The 25,404-nt window shown below is 65.9% G+C and carries 22 protein-coding genes; 6 read left to right on the top strand and 16 right to left on the bottom strand.

The window, feature by feature from the left end; genetic code table 11:
• Positions 1–5 precede the first annotated feature (5 nt).
• From KHO41_RS16710 to KHO41_RS16675, 8 genes are all read right to left on the bottom strand, one after another.
• Entirely contained in the window at positions 6–623 is a 618-nt protein-coding gene (locus tag KHO41_RS16710; RefSeq protein WP_211954390.1) for an FMN-binding negative transcriptional regulator, read from the bottom strand.
• An 11-nt stretch (positions 624–634) separates the two neighbouring features.
• On the bottom strand, positions 635–1,252 hold the full coding sequence (locus KHO41_RS16705) for a pyridoxamine 5'-phosphate oxidase family protein (protein ID WP_211954389.1): 618 nt from the start codon (positions 1,250–1,252) through the stop codon (positions 635–637).
• Between the two features lie 30 nt (positions 1,253–1,282).
• Complete coding sequence (locus tag KHO41_RS16700; RefSeq protein ID WP_211954388.1) at positions 1,283–2,143, bottom strand: PhzF family phenazine biosynthesis protein; 861 nt, start codon at positions 2,141–2,143, stop codon at positions 1,283–1,285.
• A gap of 89 nt (positions 2,144–2,232) precedes the next feature.
• Entirely contained in the window at positions 2,233–4,791 is a 2,559-nt protein-coding gene (locus tag KHO41_RS16695; protein WP_211954387.1) for a fimbria/pilus outer membrane usher protein, read from the bottom strand.
• Between the two features lie 116 nt (positions 4,792–4,907).
• The gene (locus KHO41_RS16690) at positions 4,908–5,663 is read right to left on the bottom strand and encodes a fimbria/pilus periplasmic chaperone (protein WP_211954386.1); all 756 of its coding nucleotides are present in this window, start codon (positions 5,661–5,663) and stop codon (positions 4,908–4,910) included.
• 74 nt (positions 5,664–5,737) lie between these two features.
• Positions 5,738–6,286: a fimbrial protein gene (locus KHO41_RS16685; protein WP_211954385.1), complete on the bottom strand. Its 549-nt coding sequence runs from the start codon at positions 6,284–6,286 to the stop codon at positions 5,738–5,740.
• A gap of 261 nt (positions 6,287–6,547) precedes the next feature.
• On the bottom strand, positions 6,548–8,173 hold the full coding sequence (ggt, locus tag KHO41_RS16680) for a gamma-glutamyltransferase (RefSeq protein ID WP_211954384.1): 1,626 nt from the start codon (positions 8,171–8,173) through the stop codon (positions 6,548–6,550).
• A gap of 58 nt (positions 8,174–8,231) precedes the next feature.
• Positions 8,232–9,209 carry a Bug family tripartite tricarboxylate transporter substrate binding protein gene (locus KHO41_RS16675; protein WP_211954383.1) on the bottom strand — a complete coding sequence of 326 codons (978 nt, stop codon included), beginning with the start codon at positions 9,207–9,209 and terminating at the stop codon, positions 8,232–8,234.
• A 215-nt stretch (positions 9,210–9,424) separates the two neighbouring features.
• Here KHO41_RS16675 and KHO41_RS16670 point away from each other — a divergent pair, with 215 nt between their 5' ends.
• Positions 9,425–10,309, top strand: a complete 885-nt coding sequence (locus tag KHO41_RS16670) for a LysR substrate-binding domain-containing protein (protein WP_211954382.1) — start codon at positions 9,425–9,427, stop codon at positions 10,307–10,309.
• A 103-nt stretch (positions 10,310–10,412) separates the two neighbouring features.
• Here KHO41_RS16670 and KHO41_RS16665 read toward each other — a convergent pair whose 3' ends face one another.
• Entirely contained in the window at positions 10,413–11,915 is a 1,503-nt protein-coding gene (locus tag KHO41_RS16665; RefSeq protein ID WP_211954381.1) for a tripartite tricarboxylate transporter permease, read from the bottom strand.
• 13 nt (positions 11,916–11,928) lie between these two features.
• Complete coding sequence (locus tag KHO41_RS16660; protein WP_211954380.1) at positions 11,929–12,390, bottom strand: tripartite tricarboxylate transporter TctB family protein; 462 nt, start codon at positions 12,388–12,390, stop codon at positions 11,929–11,931.
• A 370-nt stretch (positions 12,391–12,760) separates the two neighbouring features.
• Between KHO41_RS16660 and KHO41_RS16655 the strand changes: the two genes are divergently transcribed.
• Positions 12,761–14,527 (top strand): potassium/proton antiporter, encoded by a 1,767-nt coding sequence (locus tag KHO41_RS16655; RefSeq protein WP_211954379.1) that lies wholly within the window; start codon positions 12,761–12,763, stop codon positions 14,525–14,527.
• Between the two features lie 10 nt (positions 14,528–14,537).
• On the opposite strand, the gene KHO41_RS16650 is transcribed toward KHO41_RS16655, so the two are convergent.
• The 3 genes from KHO41_RS16650 to KHO41_RS16640 all read right to left on the bottom strand — a co-directional run bounded on the left by KHO41_RS16650 (position 14,538) and on the right by KHO41_RS16640 (position 17,393).
• A complete protein-coding gene (locus tag KHO41_RS16650) occupies positions 14,538–15,533 on the bottom strand; it encodes a Bug family tripartite tricarboxylate transporter substrate binding protein (RefSeq protein ID WP_211954378.1) in 996 nt (331 codons plus the stop codon).
• 39 nt (positions 15,534–15,572) lie between these two features.
• Positions 15,573–16,028, bottom strand: coding sequence for a DUF2214 family protein (locus tag KHO41_RS16645; protein WP_211954377.1), 456 nt, complete (start codon positions 16,026–16,028; stop codon positions 15,573–15,575).
• A gap of 144 nt (positions 16,029–16,172) precedes the next feature.
• Positions 16,173–17,393 (bottom strand): CaiB/BaiF CoA transferase family protein, encoded by a 1,221-nt coding sequence (locus tag KHO41_RS16640; RefSeq protein ID WP_211954376.1) that lies wholly within the window; start codon positions 17,391–17,393, stop codon positions 16,173–16,175.
• A 293-nt stretch (positions 17,394–17,686) separates the two neighbouring features.
• Between KHO41_RS16640 and alaS the strand changes: the two genes are divergently transcribed.
• Positions 17,687–20,311, top strand: coding sequence for an alanine--tRNA ligase (gene alaS / locus KHO41_RS16635; RefSeq protein ID WP_211954375.1), 2,625 nt, complete (start codon positions 17,687–17,689; stop codon positions 20,309–20,311).
• Between the two features lie 86 nt (positions 20,312–20,397).
• Entirely contained in the window at positions 20,398–20,601 is a 204-nt protein-coding gene (locus tag KHO41_RS16630) for a type II toxin-antitoxin system VapB family antitoxin (protein ID WP_211954374.1), read from the top strand.
• Positions 20,602–20,622: 21 nt separating this feature from the next.
• On the opposite strand, the gene KHO41_RS16625 is transcribed toward KHO41_RS16630, so the two are convergent.
• The 3 genes from KHO41_RS16625 to KHO41_RS16615 all read right to left on the bottom strand — a co-directional run bounded on the left by KHO41_RS16625 (position 20,623) and on the right by KHO41_RS16615 (position 23,814).
• On the bottom strand, positions 20,623–21,396 hold the full coding sequence (locus tag KHO41_RS16625; protein ID WP_011297036.1) for a slipin family protein: 774 nt from the start codon (positions 21,394–21,396) through the stop codon (positions 20,623–20,625).
• Positions 21,397–21,408: 12 nt separating this feature from the next.
• A complete protein-coding gene (locus KHO41_RS16620) occupies positions 21,409–22,827 on the bottom strand; it encodes an NfeD family protein (protein WP_211954373.1) in 1,419 nt (472 codons plus the stop codon).
• 93 nt (positions 22,828–22,920) lie between these two features.
• Positions 22,921–23,814 carry a LysR family transcriptional regulator gene (locus KHO41_RS16615; RefSeq protein WP_211954372.1) on the bottom strand — a complete coding sequence of 298 codons (894 nt, stop codon included), beginning with the start codon at positions 23,812–23,814 and terminating at the stop codon, positions 22,921–22,923.
• A gap of 117 nt (positions 23,815–23,931) precedes the next feature.
• Here KHO41_RS16615 and KHO41_RS16610 point away from each other — a divergent pair, with 117 nt between their 5' ends.
• Together KHO41_RS16610 and KHO41_RS16605 are read left to right on the top strand one after the other, a co-directional pair.
• Entirely contained in the window at positions 23,932–24,165 is a 234-nt protein-coding gene (locus KHO41_RS16610; protein ID WP_280519702.1) for a tautomerase family protein, read from the top strand.
• A complete protein-coding gene (locus KHO41_RS16605; protein WP_211954370.1) occupies positions 24,165–25,403 on the top strand; it encodes a YbfB/YjiJ family MFS transporter in 1,239 nt (412 codons plus the stop codon). Before KHO41_RS16610 ends, KHO41_RS16605 begins: the two co-directional genes overlap by 1 nt.
• Position 25,404: the final 1 nt, after the last annotated feature.

The following is a 25,404-nucleotide window of genomic DNA, read 5'->3' as shown; positions in this document are numbered from 1 at the left end:
CCGGATCAGGCGCCAGTCAGCCGGGCCATCCAGTCGGCCATGTCGCGCTCGGTCTCGTTGCCTGCGCGCTGCGCGGCAAGGATGCGAGCGCGGTCTGCGGCAGGCCGGTTCTGGCTCAGCTTGAACTTGGCCTCGACGCGCGTGGGCACCAGGCGCAGGCCGACGATCGCCGCCAGCATCTTCTGCTGGAAGTCCTCCGGCAAGCCGCGCCACTGTTCCGCATAGTCCGGCTCGTTGCGGCCGATCAGGCGCTTGAGCAGAGCGTCCTTCTCGCCGGCGTCATGCACCGTGGTGACATCGGCATACACATGCACCGCGACGTAGTTCCAGGTCGGCACGGACAGCTTCTGCTCGTACAGCGACGGCGATACATAGCCGTGCGGACCCTGGAACACCAGCAGCGCCTGCGGCGATTGTTCCAGCCAGCGCCAATGCGGATTTGCGCGCGCGACGTGTCCTTCGATGCGCCAGGTTTGCCCGTCGCGCTCCGCCACAACGGGAAGATGGGTCGCGAATGGCCGGTGGTCCGCATCGTTGCCTGTCAGCGTCGCGAACGCATAGCGGCGCATGACTTCATCGATCAGTGCAGGATCGTCGCTGGAAAAATGGGAAGGTGTGTACATGGAGTCGAATCCTAGTAGAGCGAAGTGCGCAGCCGCTCGGGAAGTTCGCGGTCGTAGGCCGCGCTGTCGATCGCATTGCGGCTCAACGCGGCCAGGATTTCACCATTGCTGGGCAGTTCGTTGCGCTGGCGCTGCGTATCCGCATCCCACAGGCGCGAGCGCAGCAACGCTCGGGCGCACTGGAAGAACACGGCCTCGACGTGGATGACCAGCACTGACACGGGCGCCTTGCTTTCGACGACGCACCTCGCAATGAGGGCGGGATCGACCGAAATCCGCGCGGTGCCGTTGATGCGCAGCGTCTCGTTGATGCCGGGGATCACGAACAGCAGCCCCACGCGCGGATCGGCGACGATATTGCGCAGGCTGTCGATGCGGTTGTTGCCGCGGCGGTCGGGCAACAGCAGCGTGCGTTCGTCCAGCACCTGCACGAACCCAGGTGCGTCGCCACGCGGCGAGCATTCCGCGGCATCCTTGCCGACTGTCGAAAGCAGGCACAGCGGCGCCGCTTCCACGAAGGCCCGGTAGTGCGGGTGCAGGTAGTCAACTTCCTTGGCGAGCGACGGAGCGGCCGGCGTGGCATACAGCGCTTCGAGTTCGGCAAGCGTGGTGATGGTATGCGGGTCCATGGGGGCGATCTTTGCAGGGTGGGGCCGGCGCTACAGCGTGACGGTGCCGCGGCCGATCTCGATCACGCGGCCGCCAACACGGATCGCGCCATTTGCCGTGACCGCAAGGCGCAGTGTACAGGGGCGGTCCACGGCGGCGCCCTGGTCGACCTCGTACTCGGCGGGCAACACGTGGGCGTTGGCCAGCAGCCAGCCGCCGAGATTGGCGCACGCGGAGCCCGTGCCCGGGTCTTCGGCAACGCCACCGCCTTGCTTGCTGAAGAAGTACCGCGCGAGCACGCGGCCCGGCTGAGTCGGGTCGAACGCGAACACGTAGGCGGTCTTGCGTCCCAGGCTGCTTTGCGGCCACTCTGCCAACCGCGCCGTATCCGGTTGCGCGCGTCGCACGGCATCCGTGGTGCGGACAGCCACCAGCAACTGGTCCGCGCCGGTATCGACCCACATCGGCGAGGTCAGCAGATCGCGCGCTTCCAGTCCCAGTAGCGCTGCCATTTCCGTATCGGGCAGATCGACCGCCGCGGTCTTGGGCGCGCCCGCGTGCGGAGCGGTGAAGGTCCATACATCGCCGCTGGCCTCGACAGGCACGACGCCGGCCTTGAATTCGAGCGTCAACCGGTCGCCGCTTGCGACCAGGTCGCGCACCACATGCGCGGTACCGAGCGTGGGATGTCCGGCGAAGCGCATTTCATAGCCGGGCGTGAAGATCCGCACCTGCGCATGCGCGCGGTCCGACGGCAGGATGAAGGTGGTTTCGGACAGGTTGAACTGCAGCGCCAGCGCCTGCATGGTGGCGTCGTCCATGCCGCGGGCGTCCTCGAAGACGCACAGCGGGTTGCCGCCGAACGTGGATTCGGCGAAGACGTTGAGCAGGCGAAACGCGTAGGTGGTCATGACGGCATCCGGAGGCAAGGTAGCTAAACAGTGTAGCCACCTGCCGCTGCGGTGCCATGGACAATTTCATGGCGAAACGGCGGGCCAGTTCAATGGCACTGCGCCTCGATGACGTCGATGCGCGTAGCGCGCTGCGCTGCGGCGGGCAGCGCATAGTCGAGCCGGCAGCTGTCTTGCGCCGCCTTGCCCCAGCGCACGGTCAACTGGCCGCGGTCGGCGCGCAGGCCGCGCGCAACGATGCGGCTGCCTTGCCCCACGGTGCCGATGTTGTTGCCGTGAGCATCCTGTACCTCGGCGCCGAATGGAATCGACTTGCCATCGGCCCTGCTGGTGCGGATGACTGCCGGTCGTCCGCGATCGGCGGTCGCGAACCGGACCGCCACTACGGCGCCGGCGGTCGGGGCAACCTGCTGGAGGGTGGAGTCCAGCTCCACGTTCACCGGCAGGCCCTTCGGATCGATCTCGATCTGGTTGCGCGAGAACGGCACCAGTCCGGGCACCACCGCGTGGCCCCAGCGATCGATACGCAGCCCGCTACCGTTGGCGAGCCGGGCTCCGCCAGCGTCGGCGGCTTCGACGATGGCAAGCGTCTCTCCCATCGTCGGCGTGAAGCTCACGCCGCCGGCATAGGCCACGACGCCGCCCGAGATGCCCGCGGACACTTGCGAATAGTTGCTGCCCTTGCCAGCAGTTGCCGTCAGCGTAGCGACGGGAGACAGATAAGACGCATTGCCCGCCAGGCTTGCAGCGTGGCGGCCGCTACCGCCGGCATAGCCGGCATTCACGCCGTAGCTGAAGGCGTTGTCGACGCCGAGCGAGCCAGTGACCGATTGCTGCAGGTTCACCGCTCCGGAAGAATCACGCTCGATGCCAGTCATGGCATACGGCGCATGCTGGCCCTTGCCCAGCGGTATGCCGATATTGAGCATGACGCGGCTTTCCCAGCGCCCGCTCGACACGCTGAACTGGCGCGACGCCGCAACGCCGTAGTTCAGCGACTTGTAGCTGTTGTTGTAGCCGAGCTGGAACTGCGTGTCGGTGCCTCTGCGGTTCCAGTAGCCGTGTACCGACCCGGACAGATACAGGGACCCGTAGCCGGGCGGCAGGCGTTGATTCAGGGTGAGCTGGAGCTGGCTGCGCGGGATGCCGCGCATCGCCGATTGCATGCCGCGCTGCTCGAGTTCACGCAGGGTCATGGCGTCGGCAAAGCTGAGGTAGCCGTTGCTCGAATAGCGATATGCCGCGACAGATACGTTGGTGCCGGTGGGTTCCACGAGCTTGCTGTAGCTGATCCGCGCGCTGAAGCCATGACGGTCCGGCTGCGTGGTCAGGCGCGTGCCCGCATGGGTCAGGTCGGCACCGAACGCGCCATAGGCCGTATTGAGCGCAGCGCCTGCCGCTGCAGCGAGGTAGCCTTCCGCCACCACGACACCACCGTAGCCGGTCACCATATTGGTGAAGCCGTGCTGTACGGTGGCCTGGAACATGGCAGGACGGCCATGCAGGCCGGCATTGCGGTATTGGCCTGCGGTGACGCCATAGCGTGTGACACCGGGCCGCAAGGCGTTGACGGCGGCAGCATAAGGGACCCGCGACACACGGACGCTGCCGTCGGCTTCCGTCACTACAACTTCCAGGTCGCCGCCATAGCCGGTGGGATAGAGGTCGTCGATCTCGAACGGGCCGGCCGCGACCGTGGTTTCGTAGATCAGGTTGCCGTTTTGCCGGACCTGTACGCGCGCGTTGCTGTTGGCGATGCCATGCACGCTCGGCGCATAGCCGCGCTGTGATTCCGGTTGCATGCGGTCGTCGCTTGCGAGCTGGACGCCACGGAAGCCGACGCTGTCGAAGACGGTGCCGTCGGTGAAGGCATCGCCGAGCACCAGTTGGCCGCGCAGCGCGACGACGGAGCGCTGCAAGCTGGTCTGGATGCTCTGGTACCGGGCGTTGCCCTGGTCGACGCCGAGGCTGCCCTTGTGTCGGAAGCGCCAGGGGCCGGCATTGAAGCCCGCATTGAGGCCCAGATAACCTTGCGTGGCCGTTCGGGCTTCCGCGCGCGACTGATAGGCGCTGCCGTTGTACTGGAGCGTCGCCGCAGTAACGCCGTCGCTCCAGTAGCGCGGATCCACATACCCTCGCGCCTGTCGCGTCAGCGCGGCCTGTGGCACGCTGACATCGAGCCGCTGTTCGCCGCCGTCGAAGCTCGCGGTAGCACCAGCGATGATGGCATGCAGCGGCACGCAGGCGTCGCGATCTTGCAGGGATGCCGTTGCCGCCGGCGTGAGCTTGTTGGAATCGGCGCCGATCCGAATGAGCAATGGCTCATCGAAGCAGGGCAGTACCGGACTATCCTTGCCAGCCGTCTCGCCCATACGGACTTCCATCCGGCCCAGCCATGCCTGGTTGACGTAGAGCTCCGCGCGGTAGTTGCCTGGCAGCACGATGTTGCCCTTGTTGAAGCGGCTGAAGTCGACCGCGCTTCCGCCTGGCTGGTGCAGGAACAGGTCATTGAATTCCACTTCGGCGGACGAAGGCGCTGGACTTGAGTCCGGGTTGGCGCCAAGCGCACCGGCACTGACGAGCATCATGACGACGGCGCTGAGCGGCCGCAGGCGGAGTGGAATAGCGTGCGCGGTTCTCTTTTGCATGGCATGTATTGCGCTGGAAATCGGGGTAACACGCGTCCCTGCCGTCCAGCGGCATGCGTCAGCGCGAATCAGGAGATTTCAGTGGGGCCGGCATGCGCCGGCGAATGGAGCGGGCGCTATCGGGCGGTGGCAGACCGGTTCAGGTGCGCTTCACCATCGATCGGGCCGCCATAGTCGTTGATGGCCTGGTAGCGGACGGTGGTGGCTTTGCCCGGATCGACATTGCCGGCAAGCGGGAATTTCATCGAGTTGCCGGGCGTCACCATGCCGCCGGCCTCGTTGCTGGCGCTGTGCGTGCCATCCAGCAATTCCACGCTGGAGAACGAGACGTGGTAGGCAGTCGGGTTGCTGGCCTCCAGCGCCAGCCCATGGTCTGCTCTTACGAGACGCCATGCAATGTGGGCGGGCGCTTCGGTGGCTTCGCCCTGCAGGCCGGCAGGACGGAAGAAGAGCTTGATGCGCGACCGAAATGCCAGCTGAAGCTTGTTCGCATCCATCTCGTCGGCACCCGGCTTTGGAGGAACTTCAAGCACACTGAGCCAGAAAACCGATTCCTTGTCCGCCGGCAACGGCTCGCCGGTGTAGTGGATGCGCAGCGTCTGCGCCTTGCCTGGGTCGATGCGCGCGATCGGTGGTGTGACGGTGAACGGCACATCGATGCCAGACGGCTGTGCGGAGGCATCGCCTGTGTCGAGCCATGCCTGAGTCAGGGCAGGGGACTTGCCTTCATTGCTGAGCTTGATGGTGGCCTCGCCATCGGCTGCATGGACGATGACACGTGTGCCGGCGATGACGACAGACGCGTGCGAATGGGGAAGCAGTACCAGCGTCATTGCGCACGCGCAAACGACGTTCCTGATCGATCGGTTCATGATTGGGGGCAACACGCGGAAGCAGGGGGCCGGGTGCGGCTGCCCGAAAGGCCGCGCACCCGGGGGCTGCATGCTTACTGATAGACGATGGTGTACATCACGCTGGAGTTCGCCGCGCCGGCAGTGGCAGTGCCGGTGGCGACATATTCGGCGTAGTACGGCAGCACGGCGGAGCCCGCGTTGATCGCGGCGGTCTTGGAGCCTTGCGAAGCTTCGTCAAAGCCGGCCTTGATCGACGTGAAGTCGGAGTTCAGCAGGCCGATCTGCACATTGCCGGCGCCGCCTGCATTCAGGTTAAGGCGGCCGGTGGCTGTGTCGGTGGTCGGGCCGGGCTCGAAGTACGTCTTGACGGCGCCAGCGTTGGGCGTGCAGTCGCTCAACGAGATGTTGAACGGCGTGCGGCCGGCGGTCTGGCCCGCGGTGGCCAGCGTCGATGCGGACACCTTGGGCAGCGTGACCGTGAAGTCCTTGGACCCGGTGCCGTTGCCGTTGATGGTGCAGGTCTGAGCAGTGATGGTGCCGTTGAAGGTGATGGTGCCGTCGGCGGCAAATGCGGATTGAGCGGAGAAAGCGGAAGCAGCAGCGATGGCCGCAATGGCCGCGCCAAGGAATTTCTGGTTCATTGTTGTTTGGAGGTCGATCAATATCTGTGGCGATGTCCGGAGCCTGCCGCGGAAGCTGGCTGACTCCTTTCGGTTGACTCTTGCCGTGTGCGCACCGTGCAGCGAGTGAGCGGAAATATATCGATCGGCCTGAACCGGAAAAATGGCCGTTTTCTTAATCTGAGCGATGGCGGTCAGGCTATGAGAATGCGCCGATGCGCCACAAACAAAAAGGGCGCTGCCCGTTCGGGAAGCGCCCTTTTTTTGTTGCCGGGATGGTGGTCAGAAGCCGACCGCCTGTCCGTCGCGCCGGCTGTCGCTCGCGGCAACATAGCCATGCTCCGGGTCGTCCGACAGACGCCAGATGAACTGGCCCGAGCCGAAGTCCATGTACGGATCGTCCACGGACTTGAGCTGGTGGCCGCGTGCCTTCAGGCCCTCGACCGTTGCCGGATCCATGGTGCCCTCCACGTCCAGCGTGAAGTCGCGGTTGACCTTCCAGCGCGGCGCGCAGCACGCCGCCTGCGGCTGCTGCTTGTAGTCGAGCATGCGCACCACGGTCTGCAGGTGGCCCTGAGGCTGCATGTCGCCGCCCATCACGCCGAAGCTCATGACCGGCTGGCCGTCCTTGGTCAGGAAGGCCGGGATGATGGTGTGGAACGGCCGCTTGCCGCCCGCCACCACGTTGGCCGACTTCGGATCCATCGAGAAGCCCACGCCGCGGTTCTGCAGGCTGATGCCGGTGCCCGGCACCACCACGCCCGAACCGAAGCCCATGTAGTTGGACTGGATGAACGAGATCATCATGCCGTTCTCGTCGGCCGCCGTCAGGTAGATGGTGCCGCCAACCTTCGGCATGCCGAAGTTGAAATGCGTGGCGCGCTGCATGTCGATGAGCTTCGCACGCGACTTCAGGTAGGCGTCGTCGAGCATCTGCTCGGGCGTGACTTCCATGCTGCGCGGGTCGGCCACATAGCGGTAGAGATCGGCAAAGGCCAGCTTCATGGCTTCGATCTGCAGGTGCTGCGAATCCACCGAATCCACCGGCAGCGCGCCAACGTCGAACTGGTTGAGGATGCCCAGCGCGATCAGCGCGGCGATGCCTTGCCCGTTCGGCGGAATTTCGTGCAGTTCGTAGCCACGGTAAGACTTGCTGATCGGCTTGACCCAGTCCGGCCGGTAGTTGCGCAGGTCGTCCAGCGTCATGGCGCCGCCGCTCTGCTTGCTGAAGGCGGCGATTTTCTCGGCGATCTCGCCTTCGTAGTAGGCACGGCCACGGGTTTCGCCGATCTTGCGCAATGTCTCGGCAGCGGCCTTCATGGTGAATTTCTCGCCCACCAGCGGCGCGCGTCCGTTGGGCATGAACGTATCGGCAAAGCCCGGCTGGTTCTTCAGTTCCGGCACGGCCGCGGCCCACTTGTGCGCAACCACGGGCGGCACGGCGTAGCCACGTTCCGCGATCTCGATCGCGGGTTCCATCAAGTCGGCAAACGGCAGCTTGCCGAAGCGCTCATGCAGCGCGGCCCAGCCCGCGACCACGCCGGGCACGGTGACCGAGTCCCACCCGCGGACCGGGCGGTTCGCCAGTCCGTTGGCATCGGTGCCGTACTTGTTCTTGAAGTACTCGGGATTCCACGCGGCCGGCGCCACGCCGGAGGAGTTCAGGCCGTGCAATTCCTTGCCATCCCACAGGATGGCGAAGGCGTCGCTGCCCAGGCCGCAGGACACGGGCTCGACGAGGGTGATCGTCGCCGCGGCCGCGATTGCCGCATCGACGGCATTGCCCCCCTTCAGCAGCATGCGCAGGCCGGCTTGGGCCGCGAGCGGATGCGATGTCGACACCACGTTGCGCGCAAACAGCGGGATGCGCACGGAGGGGTAGGGGTTGGTCCAGTTGAAATTCTGCATGGTCTTGTCCGTTGTCACCCGGCAGCCGGTCCCGATGCGGGCCGGCTGCGGCATCACGTTATTCTGCCGTGATCTTGCGATCCTTGATGAGCTTGCCCCAGCGGGCGCTGTCCTTCTTCACCATCGACGCGAACTGTGCCGGCGTGCCGCCGACCGGTTCCGCGCCCAGCTTGGCCAGCCGATCCTTCACGTCCTGCGACTGGATGGCCTTGTTGAATTCGGCGTTGAGCCGGTTGACGATGTCGGCCGGCATTCCTTTCGGGCCGTAGATACCGAACCACGTGTCGGACTCGAAGCCCGGCAGGCCCGATTCGCTGGCCGTCGGAATTTCCGGTGCGAGCGGCGAGCGCTTGAGGCTCGTCACGGCCAGCGCCTTGAGCTTGCCGTCCTTCACGTGCGGCAGGCCGGACACGATGCTGTCGAACAGCACCTGGACCTTGCCGGAGATCAGGTCAGGCACCGCGAGCGCCGTGCCGCGGTACGGGATGTGCGTGATGAACACGCCGGCCTGGGCCTTGAAGGCCTCGGCGGTCAGGTGCACGACGGTGCCGTTGCCGCTGGACGCGTAGTTCAGTTCGCCCGGGTGCTTCTTGGCATAGTCGATCAGCTCGCGCACGTTCTTGACGGGCAAGCTGTTGGGCACCACCAGCACGTTGGTGGCGATGGCGACCTGGCCAACCGGCGTGAAATCGGTCTCGGTGTTGTAGGGCAGGTGGGCGTTGATATGCGGCCCGATCGAATGCGTGCTGGTCGTGGCAATCAGCAGCGTGTAACCGTCCGGCGCGGCCTTGGCCGCCATGTCCGAGCCGATGGCACCGCCAGCGCCCGGCCGGTTGTCTACGACGATCTGCTGGCCAATGCTGGTGCCTACCTTCTGCGCAATGGCGCGGGCAAGCAGGTCTGTGGCGCCGCTGGCCGGGAACGGCACGATCAGGCGGATCGGCTTGCTGGGGTAGTTGTCGGCCAGGGCCGGCGTGGCGGCCAGGCAAAGGCCAGAGGCAAGGCCGAGGCCGAGCAGGCGCAGCCAGGGTTTCATTCGGATCTCCGGAATCGGGCGAAGCGGGTAAGCGGGATTGCGTCAGGGCCGGCATCCGGATGCGTGCGGCTTCACGGGTGCCTGCGCATTATTATTCCGCGCCGGTTATCACAAAGAAAGCTAATATTTCTTTTCCTTGACACAAGTTTTTCTTGTGGATCGCGCGGCGTTTCGTCAGCGCGTTGCAAGCCATTCACGCGTCGACCGGTGCCCCAATGAGCACAATCCGATTCTTACGAACCCTTGTTGCCGTGGCCGAGCACGGATCGTTTGCGGCGGCCGCCGGCCACGTGGCGCTGACGCAGGCAGCGGTGAGCCTGCAGATGCGCTCGCTCGAAACCGAACTGCGCCGCGAATTGTTCGATCGCAACGGCCGCGTCGCGGTGCTGAACGCCGATGGCCGGGCGTTGCTGCCGCAGGCGCGCCGTCTGCTGGCGTTGTATGACGAAATGCGCCTGCCGGCCGCGCAGCCCGAAGCGATGGCGGGCGCCGTCGCGGTGGGTGCGGTGGTGTCTGTCATGGGCGGCCTGTCGCACGTCGTGGCCCGCATGAAACGCGCGTATCCCGCATTGGAGGTGCGGCTGGTCGGCGCAAAGTCCATCGAACTCGCGGCGATGGTGGAGTCAGGCGAGCTGGATGCCGCCATCCTGGTCGAGGGCACCACGCGCCTGCCGGGCATGCTGCGCTGGACGACCCTCTACCAGGAACCCCTGGTAGCCATTGCGGCCCAGGGCAGCGCCGGGCAGGACGTACGAGAGGCGCTGGCGGCCAATCCGTACCTGCGCTTCGACCGCAGCCAGCGTACCGGCGTGCTGGTGGAGCGTGCGCTGCGGCGTGCGCATCTGCGTGTCAACGAGTTTCTGGAGTTGAATTCGATCGAGGCGCTCGTCGAACTCGTGCGGCAAGAGGTCGGCGTGACCGTGGTGCCATTGCTGCCACGCGCGCGCTGGCGCGATGATGCGGCGTTGCGCATCCTGCCGTTGCACGTCAACGGCGAGCCGGTGATGCGGACCATCGGCATGCTCGAGCGGCGCGATCACGGCAGGGGCCATGTGACCGGCGCCATCCGGACGGCCTGCGCGGAGTTGTTTGGCGGCTGAACGTCCATGCTCGGCAACGACGGGGCAAGAAAGAAAAAAGGGGCGTCTTGCGACGCCCCCAGTCTTGCTTTCGTTGCCGGCCAGCGGCCGGCGGTCTTGCCTTTTATTCTTCCTGGAACGCTTCCTCGCGCTTGGCCTTGATCGACGGCGAGGCCACGATCAGCACCAGCACCGCAGCGGCGATCAGCAGGCCCATCGACAGCGGACGGGTCACGAACACGCTGAAGTCACCACGCGACAGCAGCAGCGAGCGGCGGAAGTTTTCTTCCATCATCGGTCCCAGCACGAAGCCCAGCAGCAGCGGAGCCGGTTCGCACTTGAGCTTGATGAACAGGTAGCCGATCACGCCGAAGGCAGCGGTCTGGAACACGTCGAAGGTCGTGTTCTGGACCGAGTACACGCCGATGCAGCAGAACGTCAGGATGGCCGGGTACAGGTAGCGGTAAGGCACCTTCAGCAGCTTCACCCAGATGCCGATCAGCGGCAGGTTCAGCACGATCAGCATGAAGTTGCCGATCCACATCGAGGCGATCAGGCCCCAGAACAGCGCCGGGTTGCTCGACATCACCTGCGGACCAGGCTGGATGTTGTGGATGGTCATTGCACCGACCATCAGCGCCATCACAGCGTTGGGCGGAATGCCCAGCGTCAGCAGCGGGATGAACGAGGTCTGCGCCGCGGCGTTGTTGGCCGATTCCGGACCTGCCACACCTTCGATCGCACCCTTGCCGAATTCGCTGGAGTACTTCGAGGTCTTCTTTTCCAGCGAGTAGGCCGCGAACGAAGCCAGTGCAGCACCGCCGCCCGGCAGGATACCCAGCGCCGAACCGAGCACCGTGCCGCGCAGCACGGCCGGGATCATGCGCTTGAAGTCGGCCTTGGTCGGGAACAGATTCGTGATGTGGTCCGTAAAGGTTTCGCGGGCATCCTTCTGTTCGAGGTTCGCAATGATTTCAGCGAAGCCGAACACGCCCATGGCCACCGACACGAAGTTCAGGCCGTCGGTCAGCTCAGGCACGTCGAACGAGAAGCGCGCCGCGCCCGAGTTCACGTCGGTACCGACCAGGCCCAGCAGCAGGCCGAGCACGATCATCGAGATCGCCTTGACCAGCGAACCCGAAGCCAGCACCACGGCACCGATCAGGCCCAGCACCATCAGCGAGAAGTACTCGGCGGGGCCGAACTTGAACGCCAGTTCCGACAGCGGCGCGGCAAAGGCAGCCAGGATCAGCGTGGCCACGCAGCCGGCGAAGAACGAGCCCAGGCCAGCTGTGGCTAGTGCCACCCCCGCTCGTCCTCGTCGTGCCATCTGGTAGCCATCGATGGTGGTCACCACCGACGACGATTCACCAGGCAGGTTCACCAGAATTGCAGTGGTCGAACCACCGTACTGGGCGCCGTAGTAAATACCGGCCAGCATGATCAGCGCGGCCACCGGCGGCAGCGTGTAGGTCACCGGCAGCAGCATGGCGATGGTGGCCAGCGGCCCCAGGCCCGGCAGCACGCCGATCAGGGTACCCAGCACGCAGCCCAGGAAGGCGTAGGCCAGGTTCTGGAAGGAGAGGGCGGTCGCAAAGCCCAGTCCCAGGTTAGAGAGCAGTTCCATGTTGGCGGTCTCCTTAGCTTGCCAGGAAAGCCGGCCACACCGGCATCTGCAGGTTGATGCCGTACACGAACGCGCCAAGGCTGATCAGCACCAGGATGATCGCGTTCAGGATGGCACCCTTCCAGTTGAATTCATGGCTCGCCATCGACGACACCAGCACCAGCACCAGCACCGACAGCACCATGCCCAGCGGCTTGAGCATCAGGCCGAACAGCACGACGGCACCCAGGATCCACAACAGCGACTTGATATCCCAACGGGCCAGGTGGTCCTCTTCCGCCTTGGCAGACAGCGAGCCCCACAGCACCAGCACGCCCAGCAGGGCGAGCACGACGCCGAGCCAGAACGGGAAGTACCCCGGCCCCATCTTCGCGGCGGTTCCCATGGAATAGCCGCGTGCGACCCAGGAAAAGCCGAATCCGACCAGGATGAACATCAGGCCGGAGGCAAAGTCCTTTTGGCTACGTATGCGCAAAATGATTCTCCTCGATAAGACTGCTTGAAATCTGCCGGGCGCCGATGGTGCGGTGCGGTAACGCACTTGCACTGACGGGCCTCTTCGCGGGCAGGGTGCAAGGTAAGGGTGCGACCTTTCAGCTACCTTTCAGATGTCTGCAAACTTGGTCATGCTGAGGGTATCTCCTAATGAGGCGGCGCTTAAAAGCCTGCGAAGCAAGGCTGGAGGCGGGCTTGCGGTACATGGCGGGCGCTCCGGCAGGGCGGTTGCCGGGGTGCTGAGCTATCATCGGACAGGCCGGAACCGGCGTTGAAAGGTGGCGACCGCAGCACTGGCTGTAAGGTGCTGAAAGGTTGCGAAAGGTAGCGTTAGACAGAAAGGACTCCGTTTGGAGAGCGTCGACCACGTCATCCTGATCGGCGCCATCGTGATGTCCCTTGGCATCGTGGTGGGCGCCTTCTCTGCACGCGCGGGCGTGCCGTTCCTGCTTGTGTTCCTGGCGGTCGGCATGCTGGCCGGCGTGGACGGCCCGGGCGGCATCCGCTTCTCGAATACCTGGCTCAGTTTCCTTGTGGGCAACCTGGCGCTTGCCGTGATCCTGCTCGATGGCGGCCTTCGCACCAGTTATGCGACGTTCCGCGTGGCATTGCGGCCTTCGCTCGCACTGGCCACCGTGGGTGTGCTGGTGACGGCAGGACTGGTGGGCCTGTTCTCGGCCTGGGTACTCGACATCGACTGGAAGCTCGGCCTGCTACTGGGCGCTATCGTGGGCTCCACGGATGCGGCGGCCGTCTTTTCGCTGCTGCACAGCAGCGGCATCCGCCTGAAGGACCGCGTGGCGAGCGTGCTCGAAATCGAATCGGGCATCAACGACCCGATGGCCATCTTCCTGACGCTGACCCTGATGGAGTGGATTGCCGCGCCGGACGGCCTGACGCCGGTGGCGCTGGCCATGCGGCTGGGTGTTCAGTTCGGTGTGGGGGCGGTTCTGGGGCTCGGGCTCGGCTACTGCCTGGCCAATGTGCTCGAGCGCATCGAGGTCGCGGAAGGCCTGCATGCGATCCTGATCTGTTCGGGCGGCGCGCTGATCTTCGCCATCACGCAGAGCCTTGGTGGCAGCGGCTTCCTCGCGGTGTACCTCGCCGGCATGCTGGTGGGAAACCGGGACAGGGCCGTGACATCGGACACCATGCGCGCCATGGACGGCATGGCGTGGCTGGCCCAGTCGGCGATGTTCCTGCTGCTCGGCCTGCTGGTGGCACCGCACCGGATCTGGGAGGTGGCATTGCCCGCCATCGCGGTGGCGGCCTTCCTGATGTTTGTAGCCCGGCCGGCATCCGTATTTCTCGCGCTGCTGCCGTTCCGGCTGAGCGTCGGCGAAAAGGGGTTCATTGCGTGGATGGGGCTGCGCGGCGCGGTACCCATCGTGCTGTCGCTGTTCCCGCTGCTGCGCGGCTTGCCGGAGTCCGGCCTGATTTTCCGCATCGCGTTCGCCGTGGTGCTGGCCAGCCTGCTGCTGCAGGGAACGACTGTGGCGCCTGCCGCGCGCATAGCCCGCGTGCTGCGCCCCGGTTTTCCCGAACCGCTCGCGCGTTCGCGTTTGCGGGGCACGCACGGCCCGACGCTGGAGGTCATGCAGTTCCGGGTCGGCGCCAACGCGCCTGTGGAAAACGTTCGGGCCGATCAGCTGGAACTGCCGCCCAAGTGCCGGCTGCTGACCGTGGCGCGTGACGACGCGCTCGCGCCGCACGACCAGACCGTGCTGCGTGCCGGCGATACCGTGTCGGTCCTGGCGCCCGCCACGGTACTACCCAGACTGGCGGCGCTCTTCCAGGCTCCGGGCCTGGCCCCGGCCTGGGAGCAGGTGACGCACGATTTCCTGATTTCCGGCGATGCATTCCTGCGCGATCTGGCGGCGCTCTATGGCGAGCGCGCGCTGACGGCTGCCGAGTATCCGCTGACGCTGGCCGACGCCATGCAGGCCGCCTTCGTTTCGCCGCCGGTTGAAGGCGACAGCGTCGTGATCGCCGGCCTGCATCTGACTGCCGCGCGCATGGAAGGGCCGCGCATCGTGCAGGTCGGCCTGCTGCTGCCCCGCACCGAAAGCGCCACGGGTGTGCGGCGCTGGGGCATCTGGCGCAAGCGCCAGGCCTAGTCCGCGGACGTCAGTCGACCTTCGCGCCCGACACGCGCACGATCTGCGCGTATTTCTTCAGCTCGCGCTGTACCAGCGCGCCGAACTGCTCCGGCGTGGTCGGCGCGGGCTGCGCGCCGATGCGCGCCAGCCGTGCCTTCATGTCATCGGTCTTCAGGATGGCGACGATATCGTGATTGAGCCGGTCGACGATCTCGCGCGGCGTGTTGGCCGGTGCGAACACGCCGAACCACGTCGAGATGTCGAAGCCTTCCAGTCCGAGGCCCTTGCCGGCTTCGGCGATGGTCGGCAGTTCCGGGAAGGCCGTCGCGCGCGTGGCGGTGGTCACCGCGAACGCCTTCAGCTTGCCTGCCTTGATGTTGGCGGAGGCCGAGGCCAGGTTGTCGAAGATCAGGTCGGTCTGGCCAGACAGTACCGACAGCTGCGCGGGCGAGGCGCCGTTGTACGGGATATGGACCATGCTGATTTTCGCCATGCTCTTGAACAGCTCGCCCGACAGGTGGCCCGCGCTGCCGTTGCCGCCCGATGCATAGTCCAGCTTGCCCGGATGCTTGCGCGCGTACTCGACCAACTCGCGCACGTTGCTGATATGGAGTTCTGCGGCCTTGCCCGGATGCATGACGAGCACATTGGGCACGTCCGCCACCAGCGTGATTGGCGCGAAGTCCTTCACCGGGTCATACGGCATCTTGCTGAACAGCGTCGGGTTGATGGCATGCGTGGCCACCGCGCCCATGACGATGGTGTAGCCATCCGCCGGCTGCTTGGCGACGTAGTCCGCGCCAAGGTTGCCGCCGGCACCGGGCTTGTTCTCGACCACGACCGGCTGGCCAAGGCTGTCGCGCAGCTTTTCGCCGATGGCGCGCGCGACCGTATCGAGCGGGCCGCCGGCCGGGTAGGGCACCACGAACTTGATCGGCTTGGTCGGGTAGGCGGTGGCCGCCACGGCAGCCGTGGCCGGCAGCATGGCCGCCAGCACGGTGGCGGCGAGCAGTTTCTTCAGCATGAGGACTTCGGAGGATGGGAAACCAGGGAATGCGATGTTTTACCTCGCGCCGATGCCGCGCGCCATCATCACGGCGCACAGCGGCAGCAGGATCACGAGGTGGGCTTCGATCATGACCCAGCGGCGGGCCTTCTTGATTTCGGACGGCGGCGGCACGAAATCGGGCAGCTTGCGGCTCTGCTTGCGCCAGCGCGCAATCGCGAAGGTCGGCGGCAGCGAGCACAGTGCAATGACGACGAACACCGTGATCTTCGCGTGGAACCAGGGATTGTGCAGGTAGAAATCGACCCCCTTGGCGCCGTAGAACAGCCGCAGCAGGCCGGTGGCCAGCACCGCCATCGCGGACAGGAAGTAGACGCCGTCGTAGATCGACAGGCGGCGCACGGTGGCCGGGGTGAGATCGGGTCGCAGCACCACGGCTTCGGCTGCCATCAGCGTGATCAGGACAAAGATCGCCAGGAAGTGGAAGAACGCCAGCAAGGCATCGGTCAGCATGGAATCTCCTTGGGTCCGCCGACGCAAGATGGCGGCTGGCGCCCACTGGGGAGCCAGCGCAAGGCAATCCTCGTCGCGCGGAACAGCTTCGGGGGACGACTGATCAACAACTGCGCATTGCGCCGGATTCGGCGCAAGTGGCTCTTATACCACGCCCTTGGCGCGCAGGGCGGCGATCTTCTCGGGGCTGTAGCCGAGTGCCTCGGCGAGGATGGTGTCGGTGTGCTCGCCGAGCAGCGGCGGATGGCGCAGCGCCTCGGGTGGCGTGGCGCTCATCTTGATCGGGCTGCCCACCAGCTTGACCTCGCCGGCGCTCGGGTGCGGCAGGTCCACGCGCAGGCCGCGCGCCTTGACCTGCTCGTCCTCGAAGACTTCGTCGAGCGAGTTGATCGGGCCGCACGGCACCCCGGCGGCTTCCAGATCGCGGATCCACTGAGCGCGCGTGCGCGTACGCACCATGTCGGCCAGGATCGGCACCAGCACATCGCGGTTGGCCACGCGCTGCGGGTTGGTCGAGAAGCGCGGATCATCCGCCAGTTCCGGCTGGCCGCCGTCATTGACGAACTTGCGGAACTGCCCGTCGTTGCCGACCGCGACGATCAGCCAGCCGTCGGCTGCCTGGAAGGTCTGGTAGGGGACGATGTTCGGGTGCGCATTGCCCCAGCGGCGCGGCGCCTGGCCGCTCGCCAGGTAGTTGGTATTCATATTGGCCAGCATGGCGACCTGCACGTCCAGCAGCGCCATATCGATGTACTGGCCTTCGCCCGTGCGGTCGCGGTGCGCCAGCGCGGCCAGCACGGCGATCGTCGCGTATTGGCCGGTCATCAGGTCGGAAATCGCCACGCCGGCCTTCTGCGGGCCGCCGCCGGGCAGATCGTCGCGTTCGCCGGTCAGGCTCATGAAGCCGCCCATGCCCTGGATGATGAAGTCATAGCCGGGGCGCGCCGCATACGGGCCGCTCTGGCCGAAGCCGGTCACCGAGCAGTAAATGATGTCGGGCTTGACCGCCTTCAGCGATTCATAGTCGAGCCCGTACTTCTTCAACTGGCCGACCTTGTAGTTCTCCAGCACGACATCGCTCTGCGCGGCGAGTTCGCGCACGAGCTGCTGGCCTTCGGGCGAGGAAATATCGCAGGTCACCGAACGCTTGTTGCGGTTCGCGGCGAGGTAGTAGGCGGCTTCGGCGGTATCGCTGCCATCGGCGGCCTTGAGCCACGGCGGTCCCCAGGTGCGGGTGTCGTCCCCGGCGCCAGGGCGCTCGATCTTGATGACGTCGGCGCCGAAATCGGCAAGGTTCTGGGCGCACCATGGCCCGGCAAGGACGCGGGTCAGGTCGAGGACGCGGAGATGGCTTAAGGCTCCCATGGCAGCGAGGAGGTTCCGTATGCAGAGGGTGTAAAGGGGGATGCCGGAGGCCGGCTGATGGGCTGGCGCGGACACGCTGCACTGTACCACCGGGGCTGGTACATGGCGCCTTCTAGTGCCTTATACGCCGCTTCACAACATGGGATTTGGGCGATAACCGACCGCTCGCGCGGCGCCGTGGCCGGTCCGGCCGCCATGCGCTGTTGGGGCTGGCTTGCCCGTATAATCAACGGTTTGCAAATCCAACACTGATTCGTCGCGCCCTGCCTGCCGCGGGAAGCGTCCGCCATCCCATGAAAGTCTCCGACATCCGCAGCAAGTTCCTGCAGTTCTTCGAATCGAAGGGCCATACCGTGGTCCGCTCGTCCAGCCTGGTGCCGGCGAACGACCCGACGCTGCTGTTCACCAACTCCGGCATGGTGCAGTTCAAGGACGTGTTCCTGGGCACCGACAAGCGCCCGTACAGCCGCGCGACTTCGTCGCAGCGTTCGGTGCGTGCCGGCGGCAAGCACAATGACCTCGAGAACGTGGGCTACACCGCCCGCCACCATACGTTCTTCGAGATGCTGGGCAACTTCTCGTTCGGCGACTACTTCAAGCGCGAAGCCATCCAGTACGCGTGGGAACTGCTGACCAAGGTCTACCAGTTGCCGGCCGAGAAGCTGTGGGTGACGGTCTACGCGGAAGACGACGAAGCCTACGACATCTGGGCCAAGGAAGTCGGCGTGCCGACCGAGCGCATCGTGCGCATCGGCGACAACAAGGGCTCGCGCTACGCATCGGACAACTTCTGGCAGATGGCCGACACCGGCCCGTGCGGCCCGTGCTCGGAGATCTTCTTCGACCACGGCCCGGAAGTGTGGGGCGGCCCCCCGGGATCGCCCGAGGAAGACGGCGACCGCTACATCGAGGTGTGGAACCTCGTGTTCATGCAGTTCAACCGCGACGAGCAGGGCAACATGACGCCGCTGCCCAAGCCCTGCGTGGACACCGGCATGGGCCTGGAGCGCATTGCCGCGGTGCTGCAGCACGTGCACAGCAACTACGAGATCGACCTGTTCCAGGCGCTGATCAAGGCCGCCGCGCGTGAAACGCATATCGACAACCTGAACCAGAACTCGCTGAAGGTCATTGCCGACCATATCCGCGCTTGCTCGTTCCTGATCGTCGACGGCGTGATTCCCGGCAACGAAGGCCGCGGCTACGTGCTGCGCCGTATCGTGCGCCGCGCGATCCGCCACGGCTACAAGCTGGGCCAGAAGACCCCGTTTTTCCACAAGCTGGTCGCAGACCTCGTCGCGCAGATGGGCGAAGCCTATCCGGAACTGGCCGACGCCCAGGGCCGCGTGACCGAAGTGCTGAAGGCCGAGGAAGAGCGCTTCTTCGAGACCATCGAGAACGGCATGTCGATCCTCGACGCCGCGCTGGCCGACCTGAAGCTCAAGGGCGGCAAGACGCTCGACGGTGAACTGGCGTTCAAGCTGCACGACACCTTCGGCTTCCCGCTGGACCTGACGCAGGACGTCTGCCGCGAGCAGGAAATTGCCGTGGACGAGGCCGCGTTCGACGCCGCCATGAACCGCCAGCGCGAGCAGGCGCGCGCCGCCGGCAAGTTCAAGATGGCCGCGGGCCTGGAGTACTCGGGCGACAAGACCGTGTTCCACGGCTACGAAAAGCTGGAACTGCCGCAGGCCAAGGTCATCGCGCTGTACGTGGACGGTGCTGCCGTCGACGCCATGCAAGCGGGCCAGACCGGTGTGGTCGTGCTCGACAACACCCCGTTCTACGCGGAATCCGGTGGCCAGGCTGGCGACCAGGGCGTGCTGAAGGCCGGCAATGCCGTGTTTGCCGTGGCTGACACCACCAAGATCCAGGCCGATGTGTTCGGCCACCAGGGCACGCTGGAAGGCGGCGCGCTGAAGGTCGGCGATAGCGTGCAGCCGCAGGTCGATGCACTGCGCCGCGCGCGCACGGTGCGCAACCACTCGGCCACTCACCTGATGCACAAGGCGCTGCGCGAAGTGCTGGGCACCCACGTGCAGCAGAAGGGCTCGCTGGTCGATGCCGACAAGACGCGCTTCGACTTCTCGCACAACGCGCCGATGACCGACGAGCAGATCCGTCGCGTCGAAGAGATCGTCAACGCCGAGATCCTGCGCAACGAAGACACGCACGCCGAGGTCATGCCGTTCGACGACGCGGTCAAGAGTGGCGCGATGGCACTGTTCGGCGAGAAGTACGCCGACGACGTGCGCGTGCTGTCGATCGGCACCTCGAAGGAACTGTGCGGCGGCACCCACGTGCACCGCACCGGCGACATCGGCCTGTTCAAGATCGTGGTGGAAGGCGGCGTGGCCGCCGGCATCCGCCGCGTGGAAGCGATCACCGGCGACAACGCGCTGCACTACCTGCAGAAGCTCGACGCCAAGCTCAACGAAGCCGCTGCTGCGCTGAAGGCGCAGCCTTCCGAACTGGTGCCGCGCATCGGCCAGGTCCAGGAGCAGGTCCGCGCGCTGGAGAAGGAACTGGAGCGCCTGAAGAGCAAGCTGGCTTCGTCGCAGGGCGATGAACTCGCCGAGCAGGCAGTCGACGTGAAGGGCCTCAAGGTGCTGGCCGCCCAGCTCGAAGGCGCCGACGTGAAGACCCTGCGCGAAACCATGGACAAGCTCAAGGACAAGCTGCAGAGCGCGGCGATCGTTCTGGCTGCCGTGGCCGACGGCAAGGTCAGCCTGATCGCCGGCGTGACCGCCGATGCGACTGGCAAGGTCAAGGCTGGCGAGCTGGTCAACTTTGTTGCGCAGCAGGTTGGCGGCAAGGGTGGTGGCCGTCCGGATATGGCTCAGGCTGGTGGCACTGAGCCGGCCAAGCTGCCGCAGGCGCTGTCGGGTGTGGTGGAGTGGGTGTCGGCGAAGGTTTAAAGTTTTTCCGGCTAGGATGAAAGGGCGCCTCGGCGCCCTTTTTCTTTATCATCCAACGTCATGTATTGACCGTGTCCGGAGCCACCATGAGAGCCACAGTGACGATCGATGATGACCTGTACGAGCAGGCGCTTGCAATGGCAGACCCATTGATGGACAAGTCAGAACTCGTTCAGGAGGCGATCAGGACATTTATTCGCGTGCAAGCCGCAAAGCGCTTGGCTGCTGCGGGCGGCGCACTTCCCAATATGCCCGACGTGCCCCGAGGGCGAGACAAGCCAGTAACTTGAATCCTGCGCGACGCGGCCGCGCTAACCTCGCCCCTCCGGCCCGCCCCCCGGCTTGCTCATCAGCGCAGACAGCAGATCCATGGGCAACGGAAACACGATCGTCGAACTCTTATCCCCCGCGATCTGCGTCAGCGTCTGCATATACCGCAGTTGCATCGCCTGAGGCTGCCGCGCGAGCATCTGCGCCGCTTCCAATAGCTTCTCGGACGCCTGCAATTCGCCTTCCGCGTGGATCACCTTGGCGCGCCGTTCCCGTTCCGCCTCGGCCTGCCGCGCGATGGCGCGCACCATCGACTCGTTCAGGTCCACATGCTTGATCTCCACGTTCGACACCTTGATGCCCCACGCATCGGTCTGCGCGTCGAGTACCTTCTGGATGTCGAGGTTTAGCCGTTCGCGCTCGGCCAGCATCTCGTCCAGTTCGTGCTTGCCCAGCACTGCGCGCAGCGTGGTTTGTGCGAGCTGGCTCGTGGCTTCAAGGAAATTGGCGACCTGGATGATGGCGCGCTCCGGATCGACCACGCGGAAGTAGACCACCGCGTTGACCTTGACCGATACGTTGTCGTGCGAGATCACGTCCTGCGGCGGCACATCCATGACCACGGTGCGCAGGTCTACGCGGACCATCTGCTGTACGACCGGGATGATCAGCACCAGGCCCGGCCCCTTCACTTTCCAGAAGCGCCCGAGCATGAACACCACGCCGCGTTCATATTCGCGCAGCACGCGGAACGCGGTGATGACGAGCAGGGCTAGCAGGAAGATCAAACCGCCGAAGCTGAATCCGTATGCCATGGTCAGGCTCCCTCAGGTTGGTTGGCGTGCGGGCGGGGTTTCCGGGGCGCTGACCACATCGAGCAGCAGCCCCTGGCGTGCTGTGACGATGACCGGCGTGCCGCGTGCGAGCGGCCGTGTACTGCGGATGCGCCACTGTTCGCCACGCACCATGGCCCAGCCTTCGTCCTGCAGGTCGTCCAGCACTTCGCCGTGGCTGCCCACCAGTGTGTCGGCGCCGCTGACCACCGGCCGCCTGCGCGCGCGCAGCAATAGCGCCGACATGCCGAACAGGAACAGCGCCGAGACGGCCGACAGCGCCGCGATCAGTCCGATCGGCACGCCGAAGCCGGGGACGTCGGTATCGATCAGCATCACGGCGCCAAACGCGAACGCGACAATGCCGCCCACGCCGAGCGTGCCGAACGACGGCAGGAACAACTCGGCCACCATGCAGCCGATGCCCAGTGCGATCAGCGCAAGTCCCGCATAGTTGACCGGCAACATCTGCAGCGCAAACAGGCCGATCAGCAGGCAGATAGCGCCGGCCACGCCCGGCACGACCATGCCGGGTGTGGAGAACTCGAAGATCAGCCCGTAGATGCCAATCATCATCAGGAGCAAGGCGACGCTCGGCTCGGTGATGACAGCGAGGAAGCGGCTGCGCCAGTCAGGTTCGAGCGTGACCACGGTGGCGTGATCCGTCTGCAGCACGCGCTCGGCGCCGGCGGCCGTGATGCGCTTGCCGTTCACCTTGCGCAGCAGGTCCGGCAGGTCGGTGGCGACCATGTCGACCACGCGCTGCGCTGCCGCCTCGCTCGCGGAAAGGCTGACCGCTTCGCGCACTGCGCGCTCGGCCCAGTCGGCGTTGCGGCCGCGAAGCTGCGCGAGGCCGCGGATATACGCCGAGGCATCGTGCATCTGCTTGCGTGTCATGGTGTCCTGCGCCGCCGGCTCGCTGGCGGGCGATGAAGCCGGTGCGGCTTCGGGCTTCTGCGGCCCGCCGATGCCGATCTGCACGGGACTTGCGGCGCCGAGGTTGGTGCCCGGCGCCATGGCGGCGATATGGCTCGCGTACAGGATGTAGGTTCCCGCGCTGGCTGCACGAGCCCCGCCGGGGAACACGTAGCTGGCTACCGGCACGGGCGAGGCCAGGATGGCCTGGATGATCCCCCGCATCGACAGGTCGAGCCCGCCGGGCGTATCCATTTCCAGCACGACGAGCTGCGCTCCACCCTCGCGCGCGCGCTCCATGCCGCGCAGCACGAAGCTCGCGCTGGCCGGGCCGATGGCGCCCTTGAGCGGAATCACATAGACCGGGGCGGTGCCGGCGGTGGGTCCCGCCGGCACAGGGGTGGTCGGGGCCGCCGCCAGCACCGCGAGCGCGAAGCCAGCCAGCAGCAATCCGGCATAAAGCCATGGGTGCGCGAGGCGCGCAATGGCGAATCTCATCGCAAAGGGCGTGGCACACCAAGTGCCATGGTGGCGCCACTTCCAGTGTAGGCGACCGGGCACATCCTGCATGCCCCGCGGCGAATGGGTCGCTCAGGCGGCGGCTGGCAGCGGCGGGTTGCCGGCCGGAGCGTCCGGCGTTGGCAGCGCCTGAACCAGTGCGTCGAGCGCCGCACTGGCCATGGCCGGATGCCACGCCAGCAGCGTGCGCACGCGCCCGGCCTCGCCAAGGCTGTGCAGGCTGATGGCAGGCAAATCGCGATACAGGCCGAGCACCGAGCGCGGCACGATGGCGGCGCCGATGCCGGCCGCCGCGCAGGCCACGATCGCGTGATAGGAATTCAGTTCCAGCACGCGCGGCGCCGGTCCGCCGCCGGCCGCATGCCACGCTTCGAGCCGGGCCCGGTAGTTGCAGCCCGGCTCGAAGCCGAGCAGCGTGCCGGTTTCGAGATCCGCGGCACCGCGAATCGGGCGATGTCCGGCGCGGGCAATCACCACCAGTTCTTCTTCGAACGCGGGGCGCGATGCCAGCGCCGGATTACCCAGCGGTTCGGCGACGAAGGCGCAGTCGGCCTCGAAGCGCTCGAGCGCGTCCATCGCCTGCCGGGTCGGCAGCGTGACCAGTTCGAGCTGAACCTCCGGCCAGGCCTGGTGATAGGCGGCCAGCATCGCGGGCAGGCGGCTGGCGGCGGTACTTTCCATCGACGCGATGCGCAGACGTCCGTGCGGACGCGACGGCAGCACGGCATGGCGTGCCTCATCGGCCAGCCGCAGCATGCGGCCGGCGTAATCGAGCAGTGTCTGCCCGGCAGGCGTCAGCACCATGCGCTTGCCGTCACGCACGAACAGCTCGACGCCAAGTGATTCCTCGAGCTGGCGGATGCGCGTCGTGACGTTGGATTGCACCCGGTGCAGACGTTCCGCGGCGCGTGTGACGCCGCCTGCCTCCACCACCGTCCGGAAGATTTCAAGCGTGGCCAGGTCCATGGCGTCTCCAGTCAGTCAGAGTCGTATCATCTCGGTTAAAGATGCATGGCATCTTGATAATTCATTTATGAAGATGATCGTCACGGCGTAGGATAGTGGAATCTACGCCGGTTCGCCATCGGCTGCCGACATCGAAGGAACGACAACATGCCATATGTGAACATCCGCATCACCCGGGAAGGCGCGACTGCGGCGCAGAAGGCGCAGTTGATTCGCGGCGCCACGCAACTGCTGGCTGACGTGCTCGGCAAGGATCCCCGCTCTACCGTGGTCGTGATCGACGAGATCGATCCGGATAACTGGGGCTTTGCGGGCGAAACCACCACGGAGCGCCGCAAGGCAGGCCGGTGATGGCTGCGGCAGGTACAGGGACGGCGGCAGCCAGCGTGGCGCGGCGTGAGCCCGGAGCGTGGGCAGTTGCCCTGGCCGGTCTGGCATGCCTGGCCGTGGTGATGGGCATCGGCCGCTTTGCGTTCACGCCGCTGCTGCCGATGATGCTGCACGATGGCACGGTCAACCTGCATGAGGGCGGCTGGCTCGCCACGCTGAACTACATCGGCTATTTTGTCGGCGCCGCCGTCTGCCTGTTCATTCGCCCGGAGCCCGCGCGCACGATCCGGCTCGGGCTGGTGGCCACGGTCCTGCTGACGCTGGGCATGGCGCTGCCCGGCGGCATGCCGGCCTGGGCGGTCTGGCGTGCGTTGGCGGGCGTGGCTAGCGCCGTCGTGCTGGTCTACACCTCGGGCTGGTGCATGCAACGGCTGGCGGAACTTGGCCAGCCGGCACTGGGCGGGTTGATTTTCTGCGGGCCGGGTATTGGCATTGTGGTGACCGGCGTTTCGGCCTTCGGCATGGTCGCCGCCGGCTGGAATGCCATCACCGGCTGGATCGTCTTCACGGTCATGGCAGCCGTGCTGATGCTGGCGGTCTGGCGCGTATTCGTGTCCGGAGAACGGCCGGCGCCCGCCAGCGCGGCAAGCGGCGACATCGACCGCGCACGCGGCGCGCGGCTCGATGGCGAGACGTGGGCACTGACGGTGGCCTATGGACTTGCGGGCTTCGGCTACATCATCACGGCGACCTTCCTGCCCGTGATCGCGCGGCAGGCGATGCCGGGCTCGGTGTGGGCAGACCTGTTCTGGCCGGTGTTCGGCGTCGGCGTGACGATCGGCGCTTATCTGGCCACGCGTGTCGGCATGGCTCACGACAATCGGCGGCTGCTCGCATGGGCCTACGCTATACAGGCGCTGGGCGTGGCAATTGCCGTGATCTACCCGACCGTCACCGGGTTTGCCGTGAGCAGCTTGCTGGCGGGGTTGCCCTTTACCGCGCTGGTGTCGTTCGCAATGCGCGAGGCGCTCCGGCTGTGGGGGCCGCAGGCGCCGCGCCTGATGGGCCTGATGACAGCGTCCTACGGGCTCGGCCAGATCATCGGGCCACCGCTGGCCACGGCACTCGTCGCGCGCTCGGGCGGCTTTGCGAGCTCGCTGGCGTGCGCGTCGGCAGCGCTGCTCGCCGGTACCGTGATGTTCGTGTGGATGCGCCGCACCTGGCCCATGCCGGTGCCGCCGCAGACTGCGCTACAGTAAC

Origin of the sequence: Cupriavidus numazuensis, from assembly GCF_905397435.1 — a bacterium.
GTDB classification, from domain to species: domain Bacteria; phylum Pseudomonadota; class Gammaproteobacteria; order Burkholderiales; family Burkholderiaceae; genus Cupriavidus; species Cupriavidus numazuensis.
This window is presented reverse-complemented; position numbering and strand designations above follow the sequence as displayed.

Bases quoted from the DNA above. Each gene is read 5' to 3' on its own strand.
- KHO41_RS16650 (WP_211954378.1), bottom strand. From the start codon at position 15,533: ATGCTGAAGAAACTGCTCGCCGCCACCGTGCTGGCGGCCATGCTGCCG.
- KHO41_RS16685 (WP_211954385.1), bottom strand. From the start codon at position 6,286: ATGAACCAGAAATTCCTTGGCGCGGCCATTGCGGCCATCGCTGCTGCT.
- KHO41_RS16645 (WP_211954377.1), bottom strand. From the start codon at position 16,028: ATGCTGACCGATGCCTTGCTGGCGTTCTTCCACTTCCTGGCGATCTTT.
- KHO41_RS16665 (WP_211954381.1), bottom strand. From the start codon at position 11,915: ATGGAACTGCTCTCTAACCTGGGACTGGGCTTTGCGACCGCCCTCTCC.
- KHO41_RS16700 (WP_211954388.1), bottom strand. From the start codon at position 2,143: ATGACCACCTACGCGTTTCGCCTGCTCAACGTCTTCGCCGAATCCACG.
- KHO41_RS16690 (WP_211954386.1), bottom strand. From the start codon at position 5,663: ATGAACCGATCGATCAGGAACGTCGTTTGCGCGTGCGCAATGACGCTG.
- KHO41_RS16625 (WP_011297036.1), bottom strand. From the start codon at position 21,396: ATGGCATACGGATTCAGCTTCGGCGGTTTGATCTTCCTGCTAGCCCTG.
- KHO41_RS16620 (WP_211954373.1), bottom strand. From the start codon at position 22,827: ATGAGATTCGCCATTGCGCGCCTCGCGCACCCATGGCTTTATGCCGGA.
- KHO41_RS16605 (WP_211954370.1), top strand. From the start codon at position 24,165: ATGGCTGCGGCAGGTACAGGGACGGCGGCAGCCAGCGTGGCGCGGCGT.
- KHO41_RS16675 (WP_211954383.1), bottom strand. From the start codon at position 9,209: ATGAAACCCTGGCTGCGCCTGCTCGGCCTCGGCCTTGCCTCTGGCCTT.
- KHO41_RS16695 (WP_211954387.1), bottom strand. From the start codon at position 4,791: ATGCAAAAGAGAACCGCGCACGCTATTCCACTCCGCCTGCGGCCGCTC.
- KHO41_RS16670 (WP_211954382.1), top strand. From the start codon at position 9,425: ATGAGCACAATCCGATTCTTACGAACCCTTGTTGCCGTGGCCGAGCAC.
- ggt (WP_211954384.1), bottom strand. From the start codon at position 8,173: ATGCAGAATTTCAACTGGACCAACCCCTACCCCTCCGTGCGCATCCCG.
- KHO41_RS16615 (WP_211954372.1), bottom strand. From the start codon at position 23,814: ATGGACCTGGCCACGCTTGAAATCTTCCGGACGGTGGTGGAGGCAGGC.
- KHO41_RS16710 (WP_211954390.1), bottom strand. From the start codon at position 623: ATGTACACACCTTCCCATTTTTCCAGCGACGATCCTGCACTGATCGAT.
- KHO41_RS16630 (WP_211954374.1), top strand. From the start codon at position 20,398: ATGAGAGCCACAGTGACGATCGATGATGACCTGTACGAGCAGGCGCTT.
- alaS (WP_211954375.1), top strand. From the start codon at position 17,687: ATGAAAGTCTCCGACATCCGCAGCAAGTTCCTGCAGTTCTTCGAATCG.
- KHO41_RS16705 (WP_211954389.1), bottom strand. From the start codon at position 1,252: ATGGACCCGCATACCATCACCACGCTTGCCGAACTCGAAGCGCTGTAT.
- KHO41_RS16640 (WP_211954376.1), bottom strand. From the start codon at position 17,393: ATGGGAGCCTTAAGCCATCTCCGCGTCCTCGACCTGACCCGCGTCCTT.